19 protein-coding genes and 1 pseudogene are annotated in these 22,318 nt (G+C 39.7%); 6 read left to right on the forward strand and 14 right to left on the reverse strand.

Translation table 11 applies throughout. The features are described 5' to 3' along the window. Nucleotides 1-35: 35 nt before the first annotated feature. From PLL47_RS01525 to PLL47_RS01540, 4 genes are all read right to left on the reverse strand, one after another. A complete protein-coding gene (locus PLL47_RS01525; RefSeq protein ID WP_324444054.1) occupies nucleotides 36-491 on the reverse strand; it encodes an acyl-CoA thioesterase in 456 nt (151 codons plus the stop codon). A gap of 118 nt (nucleotides 492-609) precedes the next feature. Further along, nucleotides 610-1,188: a helix-turn-helix domain-containing protein gene (locus tag PLL47_RS01530; RefSeq protein ID WP_324444056.1), complete on the reverse strand. Its 579-nt coding sequence runs from the start codon at nucleotides 1,186-1,188 to the stop codon at nucleotides 610-612. Nucleotides 1,189-1,795: 607 nt separating this feature from the next. Next, nucleotides 1,796-2,329: a hypothetical protein gene (locus PLL47_RS01535; protein ID WP_324444058.1), complete on the reverse strand. Its 534-nt coding sequence runs from the start codon at nucleotides 2,327-2,329 to the stop codon at nucleotides 1,796-1,798. Next, nucleotides 2,329-2,775 carry a hypothetical protein gene (locus tag PLL47_RS01540; protein WP_324444060.1) on the reverse strand — a complete coding sequence of 149 codons (447 nt, stop codon included), beginning with the start codon at nucleotides 2,773-2,775 and terminating at the stop codon, nucleotides 2,329-2,331. The genes PLL47_RS01535 and PLL47_RS01540 overlap by 1 nt, the downstream gene beginning before the upstream one ends. A gap of 639 nt (nucleotides 2,776-3,414) precedes the next feature. Between PLL47_RS01540 and PLL47_RS01545 the strand changes: the two genes are divergently transcribed. Then, a complete protein-coding gene (locus PLL47_RS01545) occupies nucleotides 3,415-3,696 on the forward strand; it encodes a hypothetical protein (protein ID WP_324444062.1) in 282 nt (93 codons plus the stop codon). A 462-nt stretch (nucleotides 3,697-4,158) separates the two neighbouring features. Further along, entirely contained in the window at nucleotides 4,159-4,605 is a 447-nt protein-coding gene (locus PLL47_RS01550) for a hypothetical protein (protein ID WP_324444064.1), read from the forward strand. Nucleotides 4,606-4,666: 61 nt separating this feature from the next. Here PLL47_RS01550 and PLL47_RS01555 read toward each other — a convergent pair whose 3' ends face one another. The 4 genes from PLL47_RS01555 to PLL47_RS01570 all read right to left on the reverse strand — a co-directional run bounded on the left by PLL47_RS01555 (nucleotide 4,667) and on the right by PLL47_RS01570 (nucleotide 6,639). Beyond that, nucleotides 4,667-5,101: a hypothetical protein gene (locus tag PLL47_RS01555; RefSeq protein WP_324444066.1), complete on the reverse strand. Its 435-nt coding sequence runs from the start codon at nucleotides 5,099-5,101 to the stop codon at nucleotides 4,667-4,669. Between the two features lie 61 nt (nucleotides 5,102-5,162). Next, on the reverse strand, nucleotides 5,163-5,561 hold the full coding sequence (locus PLL47_RS01560; RefSeq protein ID WP_324444068.1) for a hypothetical protein: 399 nt from the start codon (nucleotides 5,559-5,561) through the stop codon (nucleotides 5,163-5,165). A 332-nt stretch (nucleotides 5,562-5,893) separates the two neighbouring features. Further along, on the reverse strand, nucleotides 5,894-6,229 hold the full coding sequence (locus tag PLL47_RS01565) for a hypothetical protein (protein ID WP_324444070.1): 336 nt from the start codon (nucleotides 6,227-6,229) through the stop codon (nucleotides 5,894-5,896). Next, complete coding sequence (locus tag PLL47_RS01570) at nucleotides 6,220-6,639, reverse strand: hypothetical protein (RefSeq protein WP_324444072.1); 420 nt, start codon at nucleotides 6,637-6,639, stop codon at nucleotides 6,220-6,222. The genes PLL47_RS01565 and PLL47_RS01570 overlap by 10 nt, the downstream gene beginning before the upstream one ends. Before the next feature lie 781 nt (nucleotides 6,640-7,420). Here PLL47_RS01570 and PLL47_RS01575 point away from each other — a divergent pair. Then, nucleotides 7,421-7,795 carry a hypothetical protein gene (locus PLL47_RS01575; RefSeq protein WP_324444074.1) on the forward strand — a complete coding sequence of 125 codons (375 nt, stop codon included), beginning with the start codon at nucleotides 7,421-7,423 and terminating at the stop codon, nucleotides 7,793-7,795. Continuing rightward, nucleotides 7,792-10,137, forward strand: a complete 2,346-nt coding sequence (locus PLL47_RS01580) for a DUF2341 domain-containing protein (protein WP_324444075.1) — start codon at nucleotides 7,792-7,794, stop codon at nucleotides 10,135-10,137. Before PLL47_RS01575 ends, PLL47_RS01580 begins: the two co-directional genes overlap by 4 nt. A gap of 55 nt (nucleotides 10,138-10,192) precedes the next feature. On the opposite strand, the pseudogene PLL47_RS01585 reads toward PLL47_RS01580, so the two are convergent. Next, nucleotides 10,193-11,436 (reverse strand): annotated as a pseudogene (locus PLL47_RS01585) (IS110 family RNA-guided transposase). A 900-nt stretch (nucleotides 11,437-12,336) separates the two neighbouring features. Between PLL47_RS01585 and PLL47_RS01590 the strand changes: the two are divergent. Beyond that, a complete protein-coding gene (locus tag PLL47_RS01590; RefSeq protein WP_324444077.1) occupies nucleotides 12,337-12,699 on the forward strand; it encodes a hypothetical protein in 363 nt (120 codons plus the stop codon). Between the two features lie 117 nt (nucleotides 12,700-12,816). After that, entirely contained in the window at nucleotides 12,817-13,548 is a 732-nt protein-coding gene (locus tag PLL47_RS01595; RefSeq protein WP_324444079.1) for a hypothetical protein, read from the forward strand. A gap of 253 nt (nucleotides 13,549-13,801) precedes the next feature. On the opposite strand, the gene PLL47_RS01600 is transcribed toward PLL47_RS01595, so the two are convergent. The 5 genes from PLL47_RS01600 to PLL47_RS01620 form a co-directional block, all read right to left on the reverse strand. Beyond that, nucleotides 13,802-14,137: a hypothetical protein gene (locus tag PLL47_RS01600; protein WP_324444081.1), complete on the reverse strand. Its 336-nt coding sequence runs from the start codon at nucleotides 14,135-14,137 to the stop codon at nucleotides 13,802-13,804. A gap of 1 nt (nucleotide 14,138) precedes the next feature. Next, nucleotides 14,139-14,426, reverse strand: coding sequence for a hypothetical protein (locus tag PLL47_RS01605; protein WP_324444082.1), 288 nt, complete (start codon nucleotides 14,424-14,426; stop codon nucleotides 14,139-14,141). Nucleotide 14,427: 1 nt separating this feature from the next. Further along, nucleotides 14,428-14,604, reverse strand: coding sequence for a hypothetical protein (locus PLL47_RS01610; protein ID WP_324444084.1), 177 nt, complete (start codon nucleotides 14,602-14,604; stop codon nucleotides 14,428-14,430). Nucleotides 14,605-14,606: 2 nt separating this feature from the next. Continuing rightward, nucleotides 14,607-15,419 (reverse strand): hypothetical protein, encoded by an 813-nt coding sequence (locus tag PLL47_RS01615; RefSeq protein WP_324444086.1) that lies wholly within the window; start codon nucleotides 15,417-15,419, stop codon nucleotides 14,607-14,609. Between the two features lie 307 nt (nucleotides 15,420-15,726). Further along, nucleotides 15,727-22,287: a hypothetical protein gene (locus PLL47_RS01620; protein ID WP_324444088.1), complete on the reverse strand. Its 6,561-nt coding sequence runs from the start codon at nucleotides 22,285-22,287 to the stop codon at nucleotides 15,727-15,729. Nucleotides 22,288-22,318 lie beyond the last annotated feature (31 nt).

The following is a 22,318-nucleotide window of genomic DNA, read 5'->3' on the forward strand; positions in this document are numbered from 1 at the left end:
CATCCATGCCAGTCAAAGGTGTTCCTGAAATATATTCAAATTGAGCAGGGAGATTCCGTATCAGTTTCCGCTTCCGATGAGGACGCGTCCATTGAAGGAAACATATGTGTTTTTAAAATCTCACGGATTGAGTCCGGAAGGGGGATTGATTTCTGGAGCTTGAAGTCGTAGTAAACCAGTACTGCCTGACCTTTGACCTTGAGTTCTCCTTCCTGCCATGCCTCGTGCCCGACAGTAAAAGAACTGTTCCCGATCTTTGTAACATATGTCCTGATTTCCACATCGGACCTGAAATACATCTGGCTCAGAAAATCAAACTCAGTTCTGACAAGGATGAGATGCCACACATCAGGGCTGAGATCAAGGTCCGGGGAGAAAAGCCTGAAAATGGAGTTTCTTCCCGTTTCGAACCAGACCGGAAGTACTGTGTTATTTACATGCCCTAGACCATCAATATCTCCAAAGCGCGGACTAACGTTTATACTGAACATTTTGGATTCCCTAACTCTTAAGATCTGTACCTGATTATTCCGTTTTCAATCTAAACTTGTTCTTTTTCAGTCATTGATTAAGTCAAATTCTTACTCTCTGTTTGCTCTATTGAAGCTGTCAGAGAGGAGCATAAACCACAGCCAGTATGCGTGCGTCTTCTGTCCCAGCTACGTGAACGTCGTGCGGGACAATGGAATCATAATAGATACTGTCTCCTGCACTCAGCCTGTGAATGTCCTTCCCATAGAAGATTTCAATTTCCCCGGAAAGGACATAAATGAACTCCTCTCCTTCGTGGGAAGAGAGTTTGTGACTTTCTTCAGGGGAAGGATGAATATCAATAATGAAAGGTTCCATATGGCGGTCTGCCTTATCCGAGGCAAGGGAGTAAAAATCAAGAGCACTCTTTTTTGGCCTCTCAGTCTTTCCTGAAAATCGGACCACATTTTCAGATAGTCCTGCTCTTACCAGTACAGGTCCACTCTGGGGCATGTCGTCCAGAAAAGTACCGAGGCGGACGCCTAAAGCCCGGGCAATCTTTAAAAGAGGGGTCAAAGACGGAACAAGGGCTCCGTTTTCTAACTGCTGGATTAACTCCACGCTACTCTGACTGGCTTCAGCCAGTTCTTCCACAGTCATATCCTGGGCTTCTCTAAGCTGGCGTATCTTGCTGCCGACACGGTTCTCTTCTGACATAATTCTCTCCTCAAACACATTTTTTGTAGGGGATCCTGTAAAGAAATGTAAACCGGAATCCCTGTAAACAGCCTGTAAAGCTTATCTCTTTTGTACCTATCTATTATAAAAAATTATTTGAGGCAAAGGAACCTACTAAAAATCGCCAGCTATCGCAATCAGTCTAAACTAAATAAGTTAAAAGAGTATTTATGAATTTATTAAGTTGTTTATGTAGTTTGTAATATATAAGATTTATGGCTTCCTAATCAAGTTTAATGAGCGGGTGACTTGGTGCTGTCATCGAGCAGTGTAGAAGAATTTGTAGAAGAAATTGTTCGGGATATTGTAGATGTGGAAGGTGCCCGCTCCACTATATTGATTTATAAGGATTTTATATTTTGAGTCAAAATCGTGGAATTGTAAGGAATCGCTAGGTGCCAAAATCGACCTAAAATCCGGGCACAAAATATAATATAAGGAATTGAAAAGCCTTGTGCGGCTACGAGCTTCCTAGATATTCCAATATGAAATATTCTAATAGAAAAAGAGCTCTGTTTTTCAATGGTCTATATTTCAATACGTAGTATAAATCAAAATCAATAGAATGTAGGTCTATATTCTAATATCAGGCAGCTTTGGCTGCCTCTTGCCTTCGTCGTTGACTCTCGGGTGGTGTCACATGATGCTTTATCATCGACTCGAGCTTTAATACGTCTGCTGGTTTTGTCAATCCTATTTCGAATCCGGTCTTTCTAATCTTGATGTATGGGATTAGCTGTTGGGGTTGTACTTCAAGATCTTCTGGCGACAACTTTTCTACCTTGTGATCCGCTGTCTTAATCCTATTCAGGGATATGCCACTATTGAGCCTGCTCAGATAGCTTACGTATGCTTCTATTCCACTCTTTGTGATTTTATAGCGATAGAGACCATTCGGACCTTTTTTCTCTAGCCGCTGAATGTAAGGCAATTTTATTACTTTGCCACTTTGCTTACGAATTTTTTGATAGTGGCTCATTGCACAGGAAACATTGGTATGGTGAATACCAGTCTCATATTCTATATCCCGAACAGTCATTGGTTTATCGGACTTGAACAATGCTTCTAATATCCTGAACTTAAGAGCGTTGAATTTGTGGGAATAGCCGAGCGTAACCATTACTGATACTCCTTTGGTCTCTGTTCTGGTGGCAATAAGTCAAATATAGTTCTTTTCTTTCTTAGCTTATCGTTAAGCACGGCAGCAACCTCTGGATTTGGTTCAATTGCTGCTACATCTTCAATCTGCTTCTTTAAATTGCTTCTTTCTTTCCTCTCTGCCATCATTGCTTTCTTTTTCGCTATTGTTTCCTTGGTAAGTCTTTTGGCTTCTGCTCTTTCATTAGCTCTTATATCTCCCTCGGCTGGAAATTCATTATCCATTCTATGTTGAAGCACACCCTGAGCTTCTATACACGCTGTTAAGCCGACCATCAGCCCACCACATCTCGGCGCACCGAACTTCAAATACAGCCGTTCCCCGATGTCCATAAGTAGGCTTTCGAGTATAGACAGATCTGATAACATTTCTTCATACTCGTCTTTTGTTGCGGTAATATTTGGCATATTTTTATATATTCTGCACATTGATAATAAATATTTTTGATGTTCGAAAATAGAATATATTCCAATATGTTTTATGTTTAGAAGGCGCCATAATGTTACGCAGAAGCCGCTGCGTAAGTTGGGAGATATAAATATCCTAGACGCATCCTATACGATTGGCTATGAAGCGGCGCGTGGCTTCTAGAAATATGTGTGTGGAAGGCTCGGGATAGTTAACAATTATACATATTCGAATCTGACTAAAAATTACTTAAACATTCTATCTAAATTGTGAACACTTAACTAATTCGAAACATTTTTATTGAAGTGTAATATAGTAAAAAATATGGTAGCAGATTGTCCGTTTTGTGGTGCTTTATTCCAAAGTAGAGAAGATCTAAGAGAGCATATAAGCAGAAGTCATTCAGACGGGAAAGACAGAAATAATGAAGATAGAAGATGGATGTGTGGTAAACCAGGATGGAAACATTAATAACGTTGTATCTGATTCTGTACACCAAGCTTGTAGCGCCCGCGATTTATTTGGTCCATCCTCGTCCTATACGATAGCCCTCGCCTTTGTACGTGGCTTCCAGTAACATGTATATGGGTGATTAAGACTTATGAAAAAAAGATAACCTTTGACATCAATTCTTCTATATGGAAATTGGTTGGAAATGGTTGGGCTCCGTTTTAACTTTTATTGCTGTAATATTGTTTGAAGCTTTTACTGGAGTTTCACTTGACGAATTTTACTTGTTAGATTTGATATTTCAAAACATTAATAACTCGTTTATGCCTCTTCTGCCAACCGCTGGACCTTTTGCTCAGTCAACAGACAATATTAAACTAATTGTAAGTTTAGTTGATGTAATACTCTTCTTAATGCCTCCTATTCTTTTAGCTGGTGGGGTTTATAGGCTAATACCAGATGAGTACTAAGTAAGAGCTTCTGGGATATGTTAGTTCAAAACATTCTAACCCTATAACTATCCCGAATACTACAATCAAACATTCATTATTCCTAACATTCTTACTTTTTTTATTTATAACTCAAAATCCTATCTGTATTCTGGGAGACCTAACTATATACAAAATATAGTTAGGTTTGATTTAGGTTTGATTTATATACTGAACACAGTTTTCTTGGATTTCAGATGAAATCCTTACTATAGTTAGGTTTTAGTATAACTATATATTTCCCCGTGCAAATTTTTGCGAGAATAACATTATAACAGTTATATCGATAACCAAGACCTTTATAAACTATATGTTATTCATTTTTGCTGTTTCGTGTCAACTGATGCCGATTTAAACAATACGTATAAATACGATACGTCGTATAATTAAAATTGTCTAAAAATTGGCAAATGAGCCAATAAAAAGAAAAGAGATGATTTTGACATGGTACAGAAGACAGAACAGCAGAATGGGAAAGTTGAAGCACAGCAGAACAGCAAACAGACTAAACTTGAAGCATACTTCGAACAGAACAGCAAATTTTTCGGATCAAATGACAGTAACGGGAAAAAGGCATTTTTCTGCCTTGGGCAGTACACGAGGCGTGTAATGGAAGCCGAGGAGAAGAAAGTTGCCGAGAGCGGCGAGGAAAACAAGTTCCAAAAGAAAATCGTGAAGCAGATCGGATACAATATGTCTTACAGGAATTTCGGGCTCGTAATAAAACTGCTGGATGGCGAAGCGCTTACGGTGAATCCTGACCTGTTCACCAAGTGCAGCGGTGCCTGCAAGCAGTTTATCATAAATAGTGAGTGTGTGAGCGACAAAAAAGCACTGAAGCCAGAAGATGCGAATTTGGCTTTCTCGTTGGGTATGTATCAAAAGTTTTAAGGCGAGTAAAGTCCGGGATATATTGGTGGCTAAATATATCCCAGACGATTAATAGCCGCGATTAGCGTGTTTCAATATATTCTTCCTTTGTAATATCTACAACCATAGAGTATGATGCTCGCACGCACGGAATACTGTAGTATTCTGGCAACTCGATAGGTATCGGAAAACCTCTAAGATCTTGATTATCTAGAATTGCTTCTATTTGTTCTTCAAATGTTTTTTCAGATTTTGCGTAGAAAATTGAACCACATCTATTGCAGTATATTTCTACATCACAGATATAGCAAACTTCATCTATATCGTTGCGTGGCATGCCCTTTTCTATTCGATCTAACACCCTAAAAACAACAATGCAAGAATCGTCGAGTTCTTTCCCATCGCAATGTCCACTAGTGCATGAAATCTCGCCAGTGATTTTTTTCGCGTCGCGATAGTATGCAAGAATATACTTTCCTCGACTGAACAAGTCTAGTGTGTTCTCTATCGTTTCCAATATTTCACTTCCTTATGACAAGAAGGAAGTTAGGAGAAATAAAAAGATTTCTAAAAAAGTATCAAAAAATCGTTGCAGGGTTGTGGGTCTGAACGACCTCAAAACCCTCTTTTATGTCGAGCTGAATACAGAACAGTTCGCGAACATATTCATTTCTTGTTTTGCCGTTTTTCAGGCAGCGTTTTAGCAGTTCCTGTTCTAATAATTGGTCGGTTATTATTTGACTCGCAATGCCCTTTCCCAGCCGTTTCGCAAGCAGCCGCCTACAACAATCTTCCAGATATGTGTCTTTCAGTCCATACCGTTTTCTGGTGGAGAGCTCGCAAATTCTCCGCACAATTTCAGCGTCTATAGGGTTGTTCAAGTCATACTGGAAGTAGCGTTCTATTCCATGTTTTCCAGCGCGAAGCGCTTTCTCGTCTCTAAAAGATTTCTTAATCTTTGCTTCTCGCTCTTTCATATACAGCTTCAGCTTCTGCTGTTTCAGTAATCGCTGTTGTATAGCATCTACATCCCGATTTTTGATAATCCTCAAGCATGTTTCATCTAGCAGTATAGGACCATATTTTTGTTTCATTTTCTCATGTTCCTGCCGTCCACTTTCAGTGATACACCAATAATAGTATCGAGTTCCACATTTCACTCTCTCGACATTCCCGATATTCATTAAGCTACAGAGAGTCTGTTGACTCTGCATGTTCAGCAGACCTGTCAGCTGCATAATCTCTTGTCGAGTTAACCAGTCTTTTGCGGCTAGCACATTCAGGATCTTGTAAACCACTTGTCCTGTCATCACTTCATCCTCCTAGCTGTATTTTTCGGGATAGTCTTCGATTTCTGCCGGATTACAGTGGCTTGTGCCTTGGTCCCACGTGGAAGTGCTTTATTGTTCCTACACAACTTGAATTGCTTCTGAGGAGGGATATTCTTAATTGATTCGACAGGCTCTAGTCCCTGAACATATCCCGTAGGCTGTTGATACTGCACTTGCTGGTGATATTCACGGGTGTTCTGATCGTAGAGAGCTATCAGATAATTCAAGAAGCTCGACCTGTCAGCTTGCAGCCTGGCACGGTGATAATCCAACATTTGAACTACTTCTGGACTGAGATCAACGACTATTTCCATACATTCACCCCAATATGTTTTAGATACTCTTTCTCACATTCCATGTACTGATCAGCCTCCCGCTTGGTTAGAAAAACGGCATCTACTGGCGCATATCTATTGATCCATACCCCATCGAGAAAAATAGCGTATACTGTGCGAGGGTGATCAACGTATTTTTTTGGGATATATATGCAAGTATGGTTTTGGCAGAGCGCATTTCCCGCATCAAGATCGACGCCTATATACACGATTCTTTTCACGGTGATGGTGCTCTCTGGTTCTACTGGCGAAAACAACAACTGTACCGATCTTGGGCGGATCTCAAATTCGTTATCGTCTGCGTTCGCCACCGCATCGGCAAGTATTGGATATCGCTCAAGGTACATTTCCGCCAGATCCAACAAATTATCCCGAATATCAATTAGCATTATTCTATCCCTCGTATCAATTTTTCAACGTAAGCAGACCTAGTATCGTTGCCGCGTTTTGCGTCCAGGATACGTAGAGCGGCTGGAGATAATGAAAATCCTGTACTGATTTTCTTGATTTTTGTTGATATTGAACGTCGTCCTCGTTTCATTTTATTCCTCGAATTAAATTATAATTATAATTTAATTCTTTTCAACAGATAAATATCTTGAGTCGTCACAGTGCCGCTCGATACTGAATCCCGACACAACGGATATATCCGAAGCGATATTATATTTCTATAGATTTCTATGGATTTCTATAGTTTTCTACTAATAGATAAGAGGTACGATAATGACAAAGATCCGACAACAGGGTGATGAATTGCTAGTGAGCATAACAAAACCCGCAAAAAAAGCTGGATGGAAACATAGCGATCGTCTAGTTTGGGATTTTGATGACGAGGGAAGAATGGTTTTGATCAATATGGATCAAAAGAGTCGCAAATTGAGGTGGGAGAAATGAAAGTAAAAGGACTTGCAATGCTACTTGCAGTAGTCTTTGTTTGCTTTTTGCGGAATCGTGGCATATAACGCCTCGAACGACGATAGCGGTGTGTGGCATGTCAACTTTGAAGACAATCCAGCACCGGGCGATACGGTAACAGTTGATGGTGTTCAATTCACTTTTGTGAAGGGACCGTCTTCGGGATGTAATGTGGCAATTGGTTCCACGATCACCGAATCCTCGAACAACCTCGCAGAAGCCATAGAGAGCAATACTGATTGCGAGGTGTCGTAAATGGGTGTTGGTCTATTCGATGAATTCGCCGATGTTACAGAATCAGTCACTGACACTTCCTCTGGATGGGCAGTGAGCATCGTCAAAGTAGTGATTGTACTGCTTGTTGGCGTCATTCTTATGGGAAATATTGATACTGACATTCTTCAAGGCAGTGCAGGAAACAGGAACCTAGTATTCTCAGAACAGCCAGCAGATGGAGATTTGTACCAGTTAGACAATCATATTTTCGAATTCGATAACGATGGGAATTATAATAGTGGATATATCCCGGTGACTATTGGTACAACAATCGTAGACACAAAAAATAATCTACTGACTGCAATTGCTTCGGCTGGTTATACAGTAGTAGATGAGTCTGAGGTGATTACATGAAACTTTCGGGATATTTTATTGGTGTGTTTCTTCTTATTACTTTGATTGGCACCGCTAGTGCCGCAGCAGTCTCGGCTCAAATTACAGTGGACAACAACTCGCTACCTGATGGGTATCAGATTAGGGTTTTGCTGCCTAATGCAACTGGGATCGATAGTGGCTATGCAGATGTGCGGTTTTTCGGCAATAACTCACATGAAAATGGCGGAACAAACCTCAGCTACTATCTCGTTGATATATACTCTGATAGTGCATTGTTCTACGTTCGGCTGCCAGCAGACACAACAACTCTGTATGCAGAGTGGGATATTCCCGGAGAAACAGTTAGCGAATCAAATGGTAGTGCTGTATTTGACTGGTTCACTGGCTTCGATGGTACAGGGGCTTACAATACTTCTGAATGGCAGACAATTGCTAGCTATTATCAGCATGATGGTGTTCTTGAATTCAATACCAGTGCCAGGATGTGTGGAAAAATAGCAATGAATCCCTTGAATCAGACTATTATCTGGCGTGCAAGCAGTGTAACCGCTAATGGTCACAACTCCGGTCTTACAAACAATTCAAGCTCAAGCCAATCAGGCACTGACAGGGCACACACACAGATTCTTGATAGCCCACTGAAACTGTCTAATAGGATCTATGCAACATCTGGCACAAATCCCTATTTTATCCCTAATATGACGGTCGCCGCTAATGAATTCTTAGTTTTCAGTGTCTATAAGACAGCCGGGAAAAATACCTATGCAGGCGCCAGAAATTCAACTGGTGCATATGCAGAGATTAGCAGACTGAATGATAGCTATGGCACAGATGATACTTCGGGATTTTCCTACATTACTGGAAACGGCCCAAACCACAACATGAGTGTGGATTTCGTGGCATACGCCAAACACATATATCCCGAACCAACCGTAACCGTCAATGGCGTTGCGCAAGTCGGTCCGACAGCCAATTTCACGAGTGATGTAAAAAAGGCGGCAGCGCCTGTTACAGTGGCTTTTACGGACACTAGCACAGGATCTCCCACAAGCTGGCTTTGGAATTTTGGTGATGGTAATATAAGCTACGAACAAAACCCTACTCACACTTATTACACAGCCACAAACTATACTGTAACCCTAACTGTAAACAATGCTTATGGCAGTAGTGTAAAAACAGTATCAAGCTATATTCATGCATACGGCACTCGATTCACATGGCAAGGTAGGGACTGGATTGTAAGGACTACAACAGGCAATCCCGGTGGGAACTATTGGGGAAAATACCAGGATTCAGCATATATTGACGGAAACGATAGGCAGCATCTATTGATTTCGCAGATCAATGGAACTTGGTACTCATCTGAAACGATAAGTGTTGACTCGTATAGATATGGTACATTCACCTGGAAAGACTATAATAGCCCGCTTATGGATCAGGACCATAATATTGTAGTGGGAATGTTCACCTACAATTACAGTGATGGTGCAGCCCACGAGATAGATATTGAGCCTAGCAGGTGGGGTAATGACGTAGATTCGACCACTTGGTCTGATACAGGAGCGGCAGATGATATATTGTGGCTCACAAATCAGCCGTGGAACGGACTCAATAATCGTAGAACCTTTGTTTCTGAAGGAAGCCAGTATAACTCGGCGAAAAACGTCACTTATCAGTTCGAGTGGTACCCAAACAGGATTCACTGGAATGTGACGGCAGAAAACGGGGCTACAATAGCTGATTGGACCTGCACAAACGTAAGCGGCATTCCAAAAGTGTTCTCGAAAATCGAGCTAAACTACTGGTGTAATGACACGCTTTATGGCGGTGTAGTGCCCGCTACTGGAAATGCGCCTTTCGACGGACAGCAGCATGAAATTGTGTTCGATTCGTTCACCTATACCCCATTGTCTTCTGAAGTGAATCTTACAGCAAACGACACATATCACAGTCTGCCATTCACGGTGCAGTTCTTTGATGCCAGTACGACGAATACCACTGACTGGAATTGGGATTTCGGTGACGGCACAACAAGTACAGAACAGAATCCAAGTCACACCTATACTGTAGCTGGAACTTACACTGTCAGCCTTGAAGCAACTAACGAGAGCGGCACATTCACGAAAACAGATGTGATAGATGTCGAAGAAGCCCCAGAGCAGGAGATTTTAATCCGCAGCACCGACCTGTCACACAGTCTGAAAACCGTTGCAGTTAGCTCAACTAATGTTAGCATTACAGAAGGGCTTGGCTGGTATCAGGATGTATTGGACTCGATCACAAGCGGGATAAGTCTAGGCTCGTTGCTGGCAATAGTGCTTGCAGGTGCAGTAATACTTAGATTTTTGGGATATGTTTAATATCCCACCTCTTTTTTTCTTGTCTTTGGCATGAAAGTCCGTGATGATCGAGTCATCACGTACTCTCTCCTTTCTTATTTCCTATCATTGCAATTATTCCGCTGATTATTGTGATACGCTCATCAACCGAGAATGTCTCAGTCTCAACAATCTTTCTCTTTTGAACCTCCCCTTTTCATATCCTGTTTCATCCTCGTACATCTCATCATTTATGATCAGATGCCATATTATTGTTGCAATTTTCCTTGCCAGGGCAATAATTGCCTTTGCATGTCCAATTGTCTTCTTTTTCCTGTTAAAAAACTCTTTTAACTTGCTATTTTTCTTTCTTGCCGCTGCCTGAGCAATCTGTGTCAGAATCCACCTTGCTACCTTTGATCCTCTCTTTGTGATTCTTCCGTTGTGGTATTTATCCGCAGATTGATAGACATTTGGAACCAGTCCAAGCCATGAAGCAAGTTTATCCCCTGATAAAAAATCTTTGAAATTTCCGATTTCAGCAATTAGAGTTGCAGCACCAATTTCTCCAATTCCTGGAACTGACATTAACAGATCCATTTCCCTTTTATGCTTACTATAAGCATAATTGAAAATTTCTTTCTCCAGTGTTTCGATTTCATCATCAAGGTTTTTAATCAGATCCAGACATATCTGAAGCCTGAGGGCAGCGCTTTGAGATATTTCCCTGTCAAGAATCTCTCTTATCTGTCCAGCTTTTTTCCTAACATTTGGAGTAAGTGATGCTATAATCTGGTCAACATTTTTTCCTGAGGATATTCCTGCTAGAATTGCTCTTCCATTTTTTCCAAAGATGTCTTTGAGCACATTACCAAGATGTAACATTTCAGAAGAAAGAATCGCATGAGCTTCATTTTTTATATCTGTTCTTTTTCTCACGAGAGTTAGGCGAAGCCTGACATATGACCTATACTCCCTGTGTCTCTTTGGAAAAACTCTTGATGGTTGAATCATCTTATTCAATGCAAGTTTTGCAATTACTTCTGAATCTATCTTATCTGTCTTTTTGTGTGTAAATGCTTTCATATCGCGCGCATTTCCAACTATGACAGGTAGATGGTTTATCAATGAATCATAAATCGGAACCCAAAAATCACTTGTTGATTCACATGCAACAACATCACATTTTTCAGATGTCACCCAATTTTTAAGGTTTAAAATACCTTCATCATCTCTTTCGAAACGTTGTAGTTGTTTTTCACCGGATTTATTGAGAATGGTAGCAATGACGAATTGTTTGTGAATATCTAAACCACAAGATTTGTTTATTTCTCCATCCAATTTACATTACTCCATCATTTCCATGGACAGTAGGATTGCCTCAAAGGCAATTTGGCATCCGTGATCAAGGTCACATTTGGGCCTTCGATGGCAATTCACTGGTTAGTTTTTTCACGGTTTCGAAGAACCAAAGAAAAGACAACCTTCCTGTCCTAAGGTAATGATGGGGTTCAGAATCAAAAAAAGTAACTGAAAGGACTTTCATTTTTGGGGCATGTTATTCCAAGAATATCATGTGCGTTTTTTCTAATTTAGAAATCTTTTTATTTTCTTGACAGATAATAATCTCTGAGACTATGAAAATTAGTTTCAGAGATTATAATAATCCATTTTTGAAAGCAATGGAAAATGCCGGATATACTGTCAAATGCAGAATCTATTCAGTGAAAAAGGCTACTTTCTAACATATTATAGTGAAGTAAAAAGGATCAGACTCATTCTATAGACATTTAAACGTAAGGGAGGAGTTTTACATAGTAGGTAAAATTACATATACTTCAGTATACGGCGAAAGACTCATAGAATGGTTCGATAGACCCGAAAATAAACATTTCGATGTATCTAAAGATTATTTAGTATTATTAGGTATAGCACATGATTTACACCCAGATCCAATAACAGTAGCTAGGGCGATACGACATGGAAATACAGGCATACCAGAGATAGACAATGCACAAAAATCTCTTAAAAATCAATTAGCTGATGACATTGCATATCATGAGAAACAAGTACCATGGTCTTCCGGTAATCTCAAAGAGTCTATTAAAACAAGCCTGTTCTATAAATCATCTGTAGCTTCTAAGGTGTTATCTAATCTGCATAGGTCAGATATAAACAACATATTTGATGTGAATTTTATGACAAATATAAAAAATGGTCTAAATAATATTGCGAGGAAAGATGACAAGAGGTAAGCCAAATAATGGAAAAAGACGATCACCGCAACAATATACTATGAACGAAATCTTAGCGGAGGTAAACGGTAAGAGAAAAAAATATGTTTTCACAAAAGAGAAAATTGAAGAAGCTATAGCTAATATGAAGGAAGAAACTGAATATTCAAAAAATTATCATGGAATATACATCTCCGATCCAAAAAACAGCGAAAATGGAAAAAAATATGGAATGATGAATGTTGTAAGAAAAATTGTCGAAATGCAAGAAGTTGGATCAAAAAAGATTATATTTGACCATGATGGCGCTAAACGTCGATTTAAAAACCTTGAAATAAAAGTGAAGTCTGATAAAGATATATTAAAATAATTGAGTTCGGGATAAATCAATATCCCACCTTTCCTTATTAAGTTTATACTACTTCGTTATGATTGGCTTGCTATTTCATATAAGTGATAATTGTGAACAGAATATGTGGTATGTAATATGATTTGTCAACATTTATTTGATATTATATCTGACATATTTACTCGAGATAAAAAACGTAAATATTTTAGAAGTCTTGGATATAGAATAGCAAGCTATAATGAACAAAATAAATGGATAAAATCAAAAATATTAATGCTAAATAAAAGGGCTAGGGCTGACACATATTATAAGTTTATAGGTAGACGATACATGTATATCATCTACTATGACAAAAATAGAAAGTGTATTATATATAAAGGAGAGAAACAAAAAATAGATCCATTACCGAAATGGGGTAAAAATTTTTCAAGAAGAAGAATTAACTACCTGAAGGCTAATGGTCATCGAATACAACTTACGAATTATAAAGATACTCGAAATCCAACATATGATGAACTTATAAAATTCCTAGATTACGATAAAACAGAGCAAATTCAATATAAGAATCATAAGTTTGTATGTGCAGATTTTGCACATCTATTGCATAACCATGCAGAAAAATATGGTATTAGAGCAGGGTGGGTATCTATAGATTTTATGTATGATAACGAAGGGCATGCTTGCAATGTGTTTAAAACAATTGACAAAGGACTTATTTTTGTAGATTGTACAGGGACATTGTCGGGTATGGCGCATGATACAATAGTTGAAGTGAGAGTTGGAAAACCATATGTTCCAGAGCCAATACATCCTACTAACTATTATTATCATAGTATGGGAGTTGTGAAAAGATATAAGATATACTGGTAATTCTGTTTTGAATTTATTCCAAACATAACTTTTCTAATTGTTTTCTATCTTTTTTGTCAGAATCAGCTTCAATTTCGACGCTGTGCAAGCCATTCTTAGATTTTTGGGATATGTATAATATCCCAACCTATTTTTTAGCTAATCCAAATGCATAGCCATCATAATTTACGATGGGCTACGCGGCTTACAATGAGTCAAATTTTTTAAAAAAGTAAGGTAAATTCGGGATATATTAATTGATTTATCCCGAAAATTATTCTGAGCCGCGTTTCATATTGGAATAGTTTATAGAGTAATAAATCACAACTCCCAACGCCAGATATGGCAGCCACTTGTAAAGTTCATATAGCTTATCGCTTGTTTCGAGATCTGATGTTGTGTAATAAGTCACTGTCTGACCGTCAATAGTCATGTTCATAGGAGCCAAGTGCATGTAGATATAGAGTTGATCCATCAACGGCCCTAAAAGCATGAATATAAACATCGTGAAACATAGCAAAACAACGACGTCAAACCAACTTACTACGAGGGCAGCTTCATCTTTAATGAACTTCGTCCACCACCGCCTCAATATATCCCTAAAATTCATTCTACTGCCCTCCAAACGGTCCATTTCCCATATTTTGTACGCCACGGCTTTCGTAGGCTCTGAGCATTACGGCTCTATAGTAGAGGTGGTACCCGCCAGCAGCTATGCCCAAAAACACGATCCATTTAATCGTTTGAACGCCTAGATCGACCATCGGCAAAGCCCCTGCACAATAAGTAGGGTTTGTACTTAATACGAAGCCGTAAATCAGGTTATATACGGGCATTATGATCATTATAAACATCCCATACACTATCCTGAAAAAGATTAATTTCATGCCCTCAAGCATGTTACCGCCTCCACAGAGCACCTTTCACGTTCCACCCGGTATACTTGCTCTTTAAGACGTTGCTTGGACCTTTTGCATATCCCTCTCTGATCGTCCTGCCAGCCTGCTCTAATGGATCTTCAGGGACATCCACCCATTGGGGATACATACCGTCAACCAGTATCTTTTTTAAGACCATCGTTATGACCTCCGGGATATTGTACCATATTTTCTGGCGGCTTCTTGCTCGGTTTTGGCTTTGCCTATCCTAGTCAAGAAATAGAGCCATTCCTGATTGTTCACGGTGAACGCATCTTTTGATGATGTTTTTTCCATTTCACCACAGTCGTATTCCAAAAGCCGACCTGATTTGTCAAACCCGATTTGAAGTCCATCATAGAACAGATATCCCTTCATGCTGAGCTTGATTAGTTTTTGTCTCATTATCTCAAGCTGCTTGTCAGTGATTTTGCTCGTTATTTTTCGGGATATAATACGATTCGGTTCGGAAATGACTGTAATAGCCGGGCGCAGAATGGCTGGCTTACCGTTTACGGTCACATCTTTAGAGGGAATGAAAAGAGGCTCATCTAGAAGGTCGTGCTTTTTATAGAACCTTCTCTCGTATTCGAAACCGTCTTTGCGTTCCTCATTATAGTATGAATTCTTCTTGTTTACAGGCGTTTTAACCACGAAGCCGGGTAATCCTTCTACGGTGTTGACATTACCCGCACCGCCATGTGAAATTAGCTTGCCAGGCTTTACAGAGGTTAGCTTTCCTACTATCTTTTGATCGGCAGCTAAGAACGCTTCTTGCCTATGCATATCCCGCACGTGACAGTCGTACCCGTTAGGGGATGAGTCTCTATCCGTGTTTTTGAGCTGCTTTTTTAAGTGTAGCTTCATGCTTCTTGGCATTAGTGACCAGGCTTTTTGATCAGCTATAGAGGCGTTGCCCTTCAGGGATATTCTAATGCCTTGAGGTGTTGCTGTGAGTTTTCTTCTCTCCCACATGTTATCTTCTCCTTCGGGATAGTTGTGCACTACGGTTTGGTCTACTGATCCGAGCTTTTGGATTAATCCCGAAATATCTATACAGAATATCCCTCGTTATCGCACTGCGATTCGAGTTTTGTTCTATTGCAATTTGATCGATTTTTCTTAGAACTCGCTCGAATCCTGGCTCAGTCGCTATCGCAAAAGTTTCTACCATAGAAATAATTATTATAAGTCCGATTATAAATACGGTAAGGTCTGCCGCTATCGAAAACAATACGTATAAATTGGATTAAAAAGTAGAAAAAAAATTAGTTTGGTGGGTTTATCCCCACGGTGAAGATTTTTGTTTTGTAGCTATAGTAGCTTTTGGCTTTGCGAATGGGTTAGCTTTTGGCTTCGCAGACGAGGCAGGTTTTGCTTTCGATACTACAGGAGGCTTTTGGGATATTGGTGCTGGTTTTGCGAACGAAACCTGCTTTTTCGGGGTGAATATTTGCTTTACCGGCACACTGTTCGATTGGCTACGCGGCTTAGAATTGGTCGGTTTTCGGCTGGGTGTCACTATTTTTTGCTTGACGTTCTCTGGAACTGCACCAAAAACCTTTACAGGCGTTTTTGCTATCGTATCCATTTTTCTTTCAAGCCCTTTTTGTGCTATATTTATTGCAGTTGGGGTGAACGACTTAATAGTTGACATTGTAACTTTCTTGCTGAATGGGCTTGCACGATTCTGTTTTGTTACTTTTATTTCCGATCCCTGAACTGTCTTTTTCCCAGTTCTTCCCATCATTTCGTCGAATGTATTAACTTTCGTTTTTGAGATCATGAGAGCTTCGCTTGCCATTCCCCACGGAAGTTTTTCGTATGCACCAGATTTTGGTTTTTTCCGCTTATATTCCCCACCACCAATTGGATCGAGTTTGTGATAGTCGATGAATCCGCTATAATCTCCTCCACCACCATCATTGCCATATCTATCATCATGGTTATCTGGAACGGGGTAAATTGGATTATATGGATCCTCGGGATCGTTTGGATCATATGGATCATTTGGATCATATGGATCATTTGGATCATATGGATCATTTGGATCATATGGATCATTTGGATCATATGGACCGTTTGGATCATATGGTGGAATGTATGGATTATTATATGGATCTGGATCAGGATTTGGCTTATAAGTGTTATCTGGCTTATAAGTGTCAGAGTATGGAGGCTTATAAGTGTTATCTGGCTTATAAGTGTCAGAGTATGGAGGCTTATATGCATTCGAATTTACATATAAGTCTGTATTTGTTTTAACATAACTATCTTTAGTTTTATACCCACTTCCAATATTTTTATATTTATTATCTGGGAATGTTCTTTTATTTGTTTTAATATAGCTATCTTTAGTTTTGTAACCAATAGCTATAGTTTTATATCCAATTCCACTGGGTGTTGGTTTATAAAATCCTTTAGATTCATATGGCTTTTCGTAATATTGTACTGTTCTAGCTTTACTTATTTCGCTTTTTGTTGTTCGTCCGGGATATGATTGTTTTTTGGATTTTGTGATACTTTCGATACCCGATTTATATGACCCTTTATTACCGAAAATTTTATTTTTATTAAGAACCGCATCGCTTTTTATGGTTCTCTCTGCGGATCTTGACACTCTTCTATTCCATGCGAACTCTGCCGCCTCATTAGCTATAAAAGTTTTAAAAGTAGGTGACGTCGAAATTGTATCAACCGCTCGTTTAGCCTTTGTTAAAGTGGTTATTGGTTTGTATGGAGAACCATCCGGCAGTAGCTCGGTAAACATTCGCTTTGGATCTGGTTTAATATTGAACCTAGTTAACTCTATTCTATCTGCATTTGCACCAGCTCTAGCACCTTTCGTTGGTTTAATAATGAGCTTTGTTTGAACACCAGCCAAACCATTTTTGAGGTTCATTGGTTTTATGAAATCATGCACACCAAGATCTTTTGCAAACTGCCTTCTTTCAGCGTCGGTTAACGATTTAAGCCATGGATCATCTATTTTATTAAGTTTTATAGCTTCATATATTGTACTACCATGTCCCATTCTAGCAGAGTCGAAAGCACCAGTTTTTGCCATATCATGATACTTTCCGAAATAATACTCATATTCAGCTGTAGTACCTGATTGCGATCTCTGTGGTTCCATATTTTTAGTTACTTTTTCGGCGTGTTCTAAGCCATGCTTTCCACCCGTATATGCACCAGGTCTTGTTAATGCAGTTTTGTCATATAGTTCTGCTTTCTTACGTGTTATATCGCCAAGCATGCTTTCGAAGTGATGCCTGTTATAAAAACCAGGTTTTATGATCTTACTTTTATTACCAACCGATCCACCCATTCTATTCAGGTTGATATCTACGTTATATTGGTAGTTCTCAAACATTCTGTTTACAATGCTTCTTTTTGGTAGTGGGGCTTGTTTTCCATATCTCACACGCTCAATTCTTGTCCCATCTGCTGCATTACCAATCCATTGACGGCTAGTCATAATACTAGACGAAGGACCAGTCATCACAAGAACTACTTCATTTTCTGCCTGTAGACCAGTTGGTGCTCTTGATCCATTAGCAAGCTTTGGAGATGGCGCTGCAATTGGCTCATCATATAATTTACTTTGCTCATCTGCAATATCGAGGATCTTCTTGTAGATTTCTCCTTGTGAATCAGATACAAATTGACCTGTTTCCTTGAACGATTTAATCATTCTTTCTTGAAGTGCTCTACCTTCAGCAGTTTTTGTGAGATCTACTGATCGAACCTCTTGATCGAAAATACGCCGCTCTTTTAGGGGTGTAGGTTTTAATGTTCTACGTGTATAATCGGCTGCTATACCTTTTTTAACTTTAGTAACGATCTTACCATCGGTCGATCTTATACCAAATGTTTTATCAGCTGCTTTTACGACACTAACGCCAACTTTTTCCTTTAATGTAATGGGTGCTCTTTCACCGCCTTCAGCTGTTCTATCCCTTATCTTGTATATCCTTCCATCTGCTGTTTCTCCAACTTTTGCAACTTTATTTGCATTGGTGAATTTATTTATAACTGTTCCTGTTAGTGTAGAAGCTCCCTTATTTATGAACCTCTCTGACACAACATTTACATTTCCTTCTCTAACCGTCTGAAATACTACTGGTTTCCCTTCTGTACCAGGTTCATTATAGTTCCAAGCCTTTTGTTTAGCCGGATCTTTGGGATATGTTTCTCCTTTATAATTACCCTTACCAACTATCTTTTCGCCTTTCTTTTTACTACTGTTTAATACTTCTTTAGCAGCATCCGTAAATTTAAGTTGTTTAATCTGATTTGATACTGTATTAAGAGTGCTACTCTTTTCAGTCCATGAAGAACCTCTTGAACCACGAATTGTTTTTCCAGAAGTTAATTCATCTAATATCGCACCCGCTTCTTTAAATGGAATATCATTTTTTATTGGTTCAATAACTGTTTCTTTCCGGGTGATACCAGTAGTAGTTTTACCAAAATCCACTACATTCTTTTTAACTACTACTATTGGCTTTTTCACTGTAGTATGAATTGCACTCGCACCAATCATACCAGCTGCAAATCTAGTCGGATCATCTTTTACGGCAGTGACAGATCCACCGAGTATACCTATTACATCACCCGTAACTTTGTTCCCGATATTTCTACCACCAGTGACAGGACCGCGATTAATCAACTGTTGTGCTGCATAATCCACATCTGTAACTATAAGGCTACCAAATCCCGTAAGGAATTTTGGCGAATCGCCGTAGAATCCTTCTCTAGCACTAGTCCATGTAGATGCCAGCTTATCTTGCGTATCCTTATTGCTTGTAATACCAGCCCAATCCGAACCTTTTTGATATTTTCCATTATCACCACCAGAAAACGCCAGTAGTTTTTGTGACGTCCACTCACCCGCATTATTCAGCCGCGCATTGATCCATTTTGCAGGCTTTGACTCAACATAATCCTGATTCCCAAGATTAACGAAATGTTGTTCTGCCGGTGTTAGTGCTTCGCCAGATAACTCTTTTGCAGATATAGCATTGATCACATCAAAGGCTTGAACTTTTGGGATAGATTTTTCGAATCGAGTTCCTTTCATGAACACAAGGTCTTGTGTTGTCGATTTTCCCTCCATTTGAGTCGTTATTGTATTTTTCAGATATGCTCGCTTTTCATCCATCGACATATTTTTCGTAGCTTTATCTATTCTTTCATATTCTCTAGCATATACCTCTGGATCGGCATATTTGTCGTCTTTGGGATATGTTAATTTCGATAGCGTGCGAGCCTGTACATCTGCCCTGGCTTGTTTAATAGTGTTTATATCATTTGTCGTCATTCCATACTGAAGAGGTATACTAGCAACCTGTTCTCTATATTTAGCCTCAGCTTTAAATTGTGACTGAGATTTGGACAAACCTGTTACATTACCTGTTTTATCTACTGTTCTAAGACTAACGCCACTTTCACCACTACCATCACTTCCACGAGCCTGAATGGCGTCAATCACTTCACCGTTTGCACCAATTTTTGTATTCCCGGTGAACGCTGCTTGTAATGCCTTTATTCTTGCCGCTTCGGCTTTAGCGGCTGCCTTTGCTTCTGCTGCATTCTTATTTGTCACTGTTTTGGTTGCCGAGCCAGATTTCACATTCTTTTGATATCCCGATTGCCCAAGTCCAGACCTCTCCTGATATGCAGCCCAATTCTGCGCCTTTTCAGCATCTGTGAGCTGTGCGGTGTAGAGTGTTACACCACTATCCCGACTATTACCCTGCTTCTGCACTTGTTCAACAAATGAGCCATCTGCTAATTGTATAGAACTGTTAATTTTATTTCCTCTCGAATCAAGACCATATCTAAGCATCATATCTTGCTTCAAGATATCCTGTACAGCGTCATGCCATTGAGGATCTTCCCTTTCTCTTTTTACTGACAGAGTCTGTGTCTGTGTTGCTTGAGTTTGTGTTTGAGCTTGTGTTGGTGGTTGAGTTGGTGGTTGGGTTGTTTGAGTTTGCTTTGTTTGTGCTGCTTGAGTTGTCTGAGTCTGGGTTGTATGAGTTTGTTTTGTTTGAGTTGTTTGAGTTGTCTGCGTTGTTTGTGTTTGAGCTGCTCGAGCATCAATCGCTTTTAGATTAGCTATTTGATCGTTTGTCCATCTAATATTACAAAGCCCGGTTGGACATGGTTTGAACCGCGGATCTTTGGTATATTTTAACCTGTCTTCTGCGGTTATCTTCGCACTGGCAACACCAATAAATCCAAACCCAGATTTATCTGGACCAAATAACGATGAAATTATTGATTTCTTTTGTGTAGTTTGTGTTGTGTTGAATACAGGTGTAGTAGTCGGATTTTTTAAGATTATAGGCGTAGCATTTGGCTGAACAGGAGTCAGCTGAAAAGTCGGCTTTTTTGTAACTGTAGTCGTTGTTTGAACAGGTGTTGTCAGAACAGTCTTTTTTATAATAGTAGGTTTATTAGTCGCTGAATTTATCCGACTCTGAGCTGCAAGCTTCTGAGAGCCCGTAAGATCAGGAGCTGAACTAATTGAATCCTTTCTCGTCATTGGTATGCTAAGCCCATGTCCAGCATTTCCACCTCTTGCAGCTGCAAGACTAACAACGACCTTTGTTGTGGGTTCTACTCTTACTGGTTTTGGCGTTGTTGCGGCAGCATTTCCCCTTCTAGCTGCATCGAGACCAACAATAGTTTTTGGTGCTTCAACTCTATTCAGAATTACTGCTTTGTTTGCATTGGTTTTCGATTGAGCCGCAATTTTTTCTGAACCAGATATCTTTCGGGATAATCCTATTGTGTTCCGATCCATATTCGGGTCTGTTTTGGTAGTCTGCTGAACAATAGCCCCAGTAGCCGACCTCACAACAGGGATATATGTTGCCGATTTCTGTGGCTTCGTAGAAACTGGGGTGTTAACTTTCTTGACATTACCCGTTCCTGAAGACGCTGTAGATGCTGTATTTTTGGCTACAGTTCCACTCGATGCAGCAGCAGTGCTTACAATTTTCTTAGATGTTGGAGTTGTCTTAGCGGCATTGCCACTACTCGCTTGCTTTGTTGAAACAACAGTTTTCTTAGTTGTAGGTGTTGTTTTTGCTGCGTTTCCACTGGCGGCTTGCTTCGTCGTGACGACTGTTTTAGTCGGAGTTGTCTTAGATGTCTTAGCGGCATTACCACTTTTAGCGGCATCGAGAGACACTTTTGGCTTTGTAGTTGTTGTATTCTTTGTAGTGGTCGTTGACTTAACTGTAGCTTTATTCGTACTTGCATTGGTCTTTGATTGTGCTGCAAGTTTCTCAGCGCCGGTCTTATCGTTCGAGACACCAGTTTGTTTTGTACCTGTCGTAGCAGCCGACTTATTTGACGTTTTCATTTTTGGCGCTACATATGTACCCTTTACAACTGCCAAATCCTTTCCGTACTTTTGTCTCCACTGATACTCTGTAAGACTGGGATTTGATTGTTTATCGCGAAGATATGCAGTTTGATCTTTGTTGCTCATTGCATATTTGAAAGCGTACCCGCTAGTTTTTTGTGGATCTATTTTCTGAGCCGCATTCGCTGCCGCTTTCTGCGCCGCTGCTTGTGCAGCTTGTTTTGCCGCTGCTTCTTTAGCTGCTTGCGCCGCTGCGTATTGTGCCGCATCCGCGCCAGATAGGGTATAAAACGTTACTTTACCCGCCGCATCGCGCTGAACGTTTGATACATCGTGAGACAACTCATAATCTGACAAAGGATAGAATTTACTACCACTAACGTTACCAAGTACACCGTCTCGAATTACATATGTTTTTGTCACACCACCAACAGTTTGTACTTTTTGCATCGTGTCAACCATTTGTTATCACCTCATTTGTTAGTTTTGCTTT

The organism is Methanosarcina sp. (genome assembly GCF_035390745.1).
GTDB lineage: Archaea > Halobacteriota > Methanosarcinia > Methanosarcinales > Methanosarcinaceae > Methanosarcina.

Bases quoted from the DNA above. Each gene is read 5' to 3' on its own strand.
- PLL47_RS01525 (WP_324444054.1), bottom strand. From the start codon at position 491: ATGTTCAGTATAAACGTTAGTCCGCGCTTTGGAGATATTGATGGTCTA.
- PLL47_RS01530 (WP_324444056.1), bottom strand. From the start codon at position 1,188: ATGTCAGAAGAGAACCGTGTCGGCAGCAAGATACGCCAGCTTAGAGAA.
- PLL47_RS01535 (WP_324444058.1), bottom strand. From the start codon at position 2,329: ATGGTTACGCTCGGCTATTCCCACAAATTCAACGCTCTTAAGTTCAGG.
- PLL47_RS01540 (WP_324444060.1), bottom strand. From the start codon at position 2,775: ATGCCAAATATTACCGCAACAAAAGACGAGTATGAAGAAATGTTATCA.
- PLL47_RS01545 (WP_324444062.1), top strand. From the start codon at position 3,415: ATGGAAATTGGTTGGAAATGGTTGGGCTCCGTTTTAACTTTTATTGCT.
- PLL47_RS01550 (WP_324444064.1), top strand. From the start codon at position 4,159: ATGGTACAGAAGACAGAACAGCAGAATGGGAAAGTTGAAGCACAGCAG.
- PLL47_RS01560 (WP_324444068.1), bottom strand. From the start codon at position 5,561: ATGAAAGAGCGAGAAGCAAAGATTAAGAAATCTTTTAGAGACGAGAAA.
- PLL47_RS01565 (WP_324444070.1), bottom strand. From the start codon at position 6,229: ATGGAAATAGTCGTTGATCTCAGTCCAGAAGTAGTTCAAATGTTGGAT.
- PLL47_RS01570 (WP_324444072.1), bottom strand. From the start codon at position 6,639: ATGCTAATTGATATTCGGGATAATTTGTTGGATCTGGCGGAAATGTAC.
- PLL47_RS01575 (WP_324444074.1), top strand. From the start codon at position 7,421: ATGGGTGTTGGTCTATTCGATGAATTCGCCGATGTTACAGAATCAGTC.
- PLL47_RS01580 (WP_324444075.1), top strand. From the start codon at position 7,792: ATGAAACTTTCGGGATATTTTATTGGTGTGTTTCTTCTTATTACTTTG.
- PLL47_RS01590 (WP_324444077.1), top strand. From the start codon at position 12,337: ATGACAAGAGGTAAGCCAAATAATGGAAAAAGACGATCACCGCAACAA.
- PLL47_RS01595 (WP_324444079.1), top strand. From the start codon at position 12,817: ATGATTTGTCAACATTTATTTGATATTATATCTGACATATTTACTCGA.
- PLL47_RS01600 (WP_324444081.1), bottom strand. From the start codon at position 14,137: ATGAATTTTAGGGATATATTGAGGCGGTGGTGGACGAAGTTCATTAAA.
- PLL47_RS01605 (WP_324444082.1), bottom strand. From the start codon at position 14,426: ATGCTTGAGGGCATGAAATTAATCTTTTTCAGGATAGTGTATGGGATG.
- PLL47_RS01610 (WP_324444084.1), bottom strand. From the start codon at position 14,604: ATGGTCTTAAAAAAGATACTGGTTGACGGTATGTATCCCCAATGGGTG.
- PLL47_RS01615 (WP_324444086.1), bottom strand. From the start codon at position 15,419: ATGTGGGAGAGAAGAAAACTCACAGCAACACCTCAAGGCATTAGAATA.
- PLL47_RS01620 (WP_324444088.1), bottom strand. From the start codon at position 22,287: ATGGTTGACACGATGCAAAAAGTACAAACTGTTGGTGGTGTGACAAAA.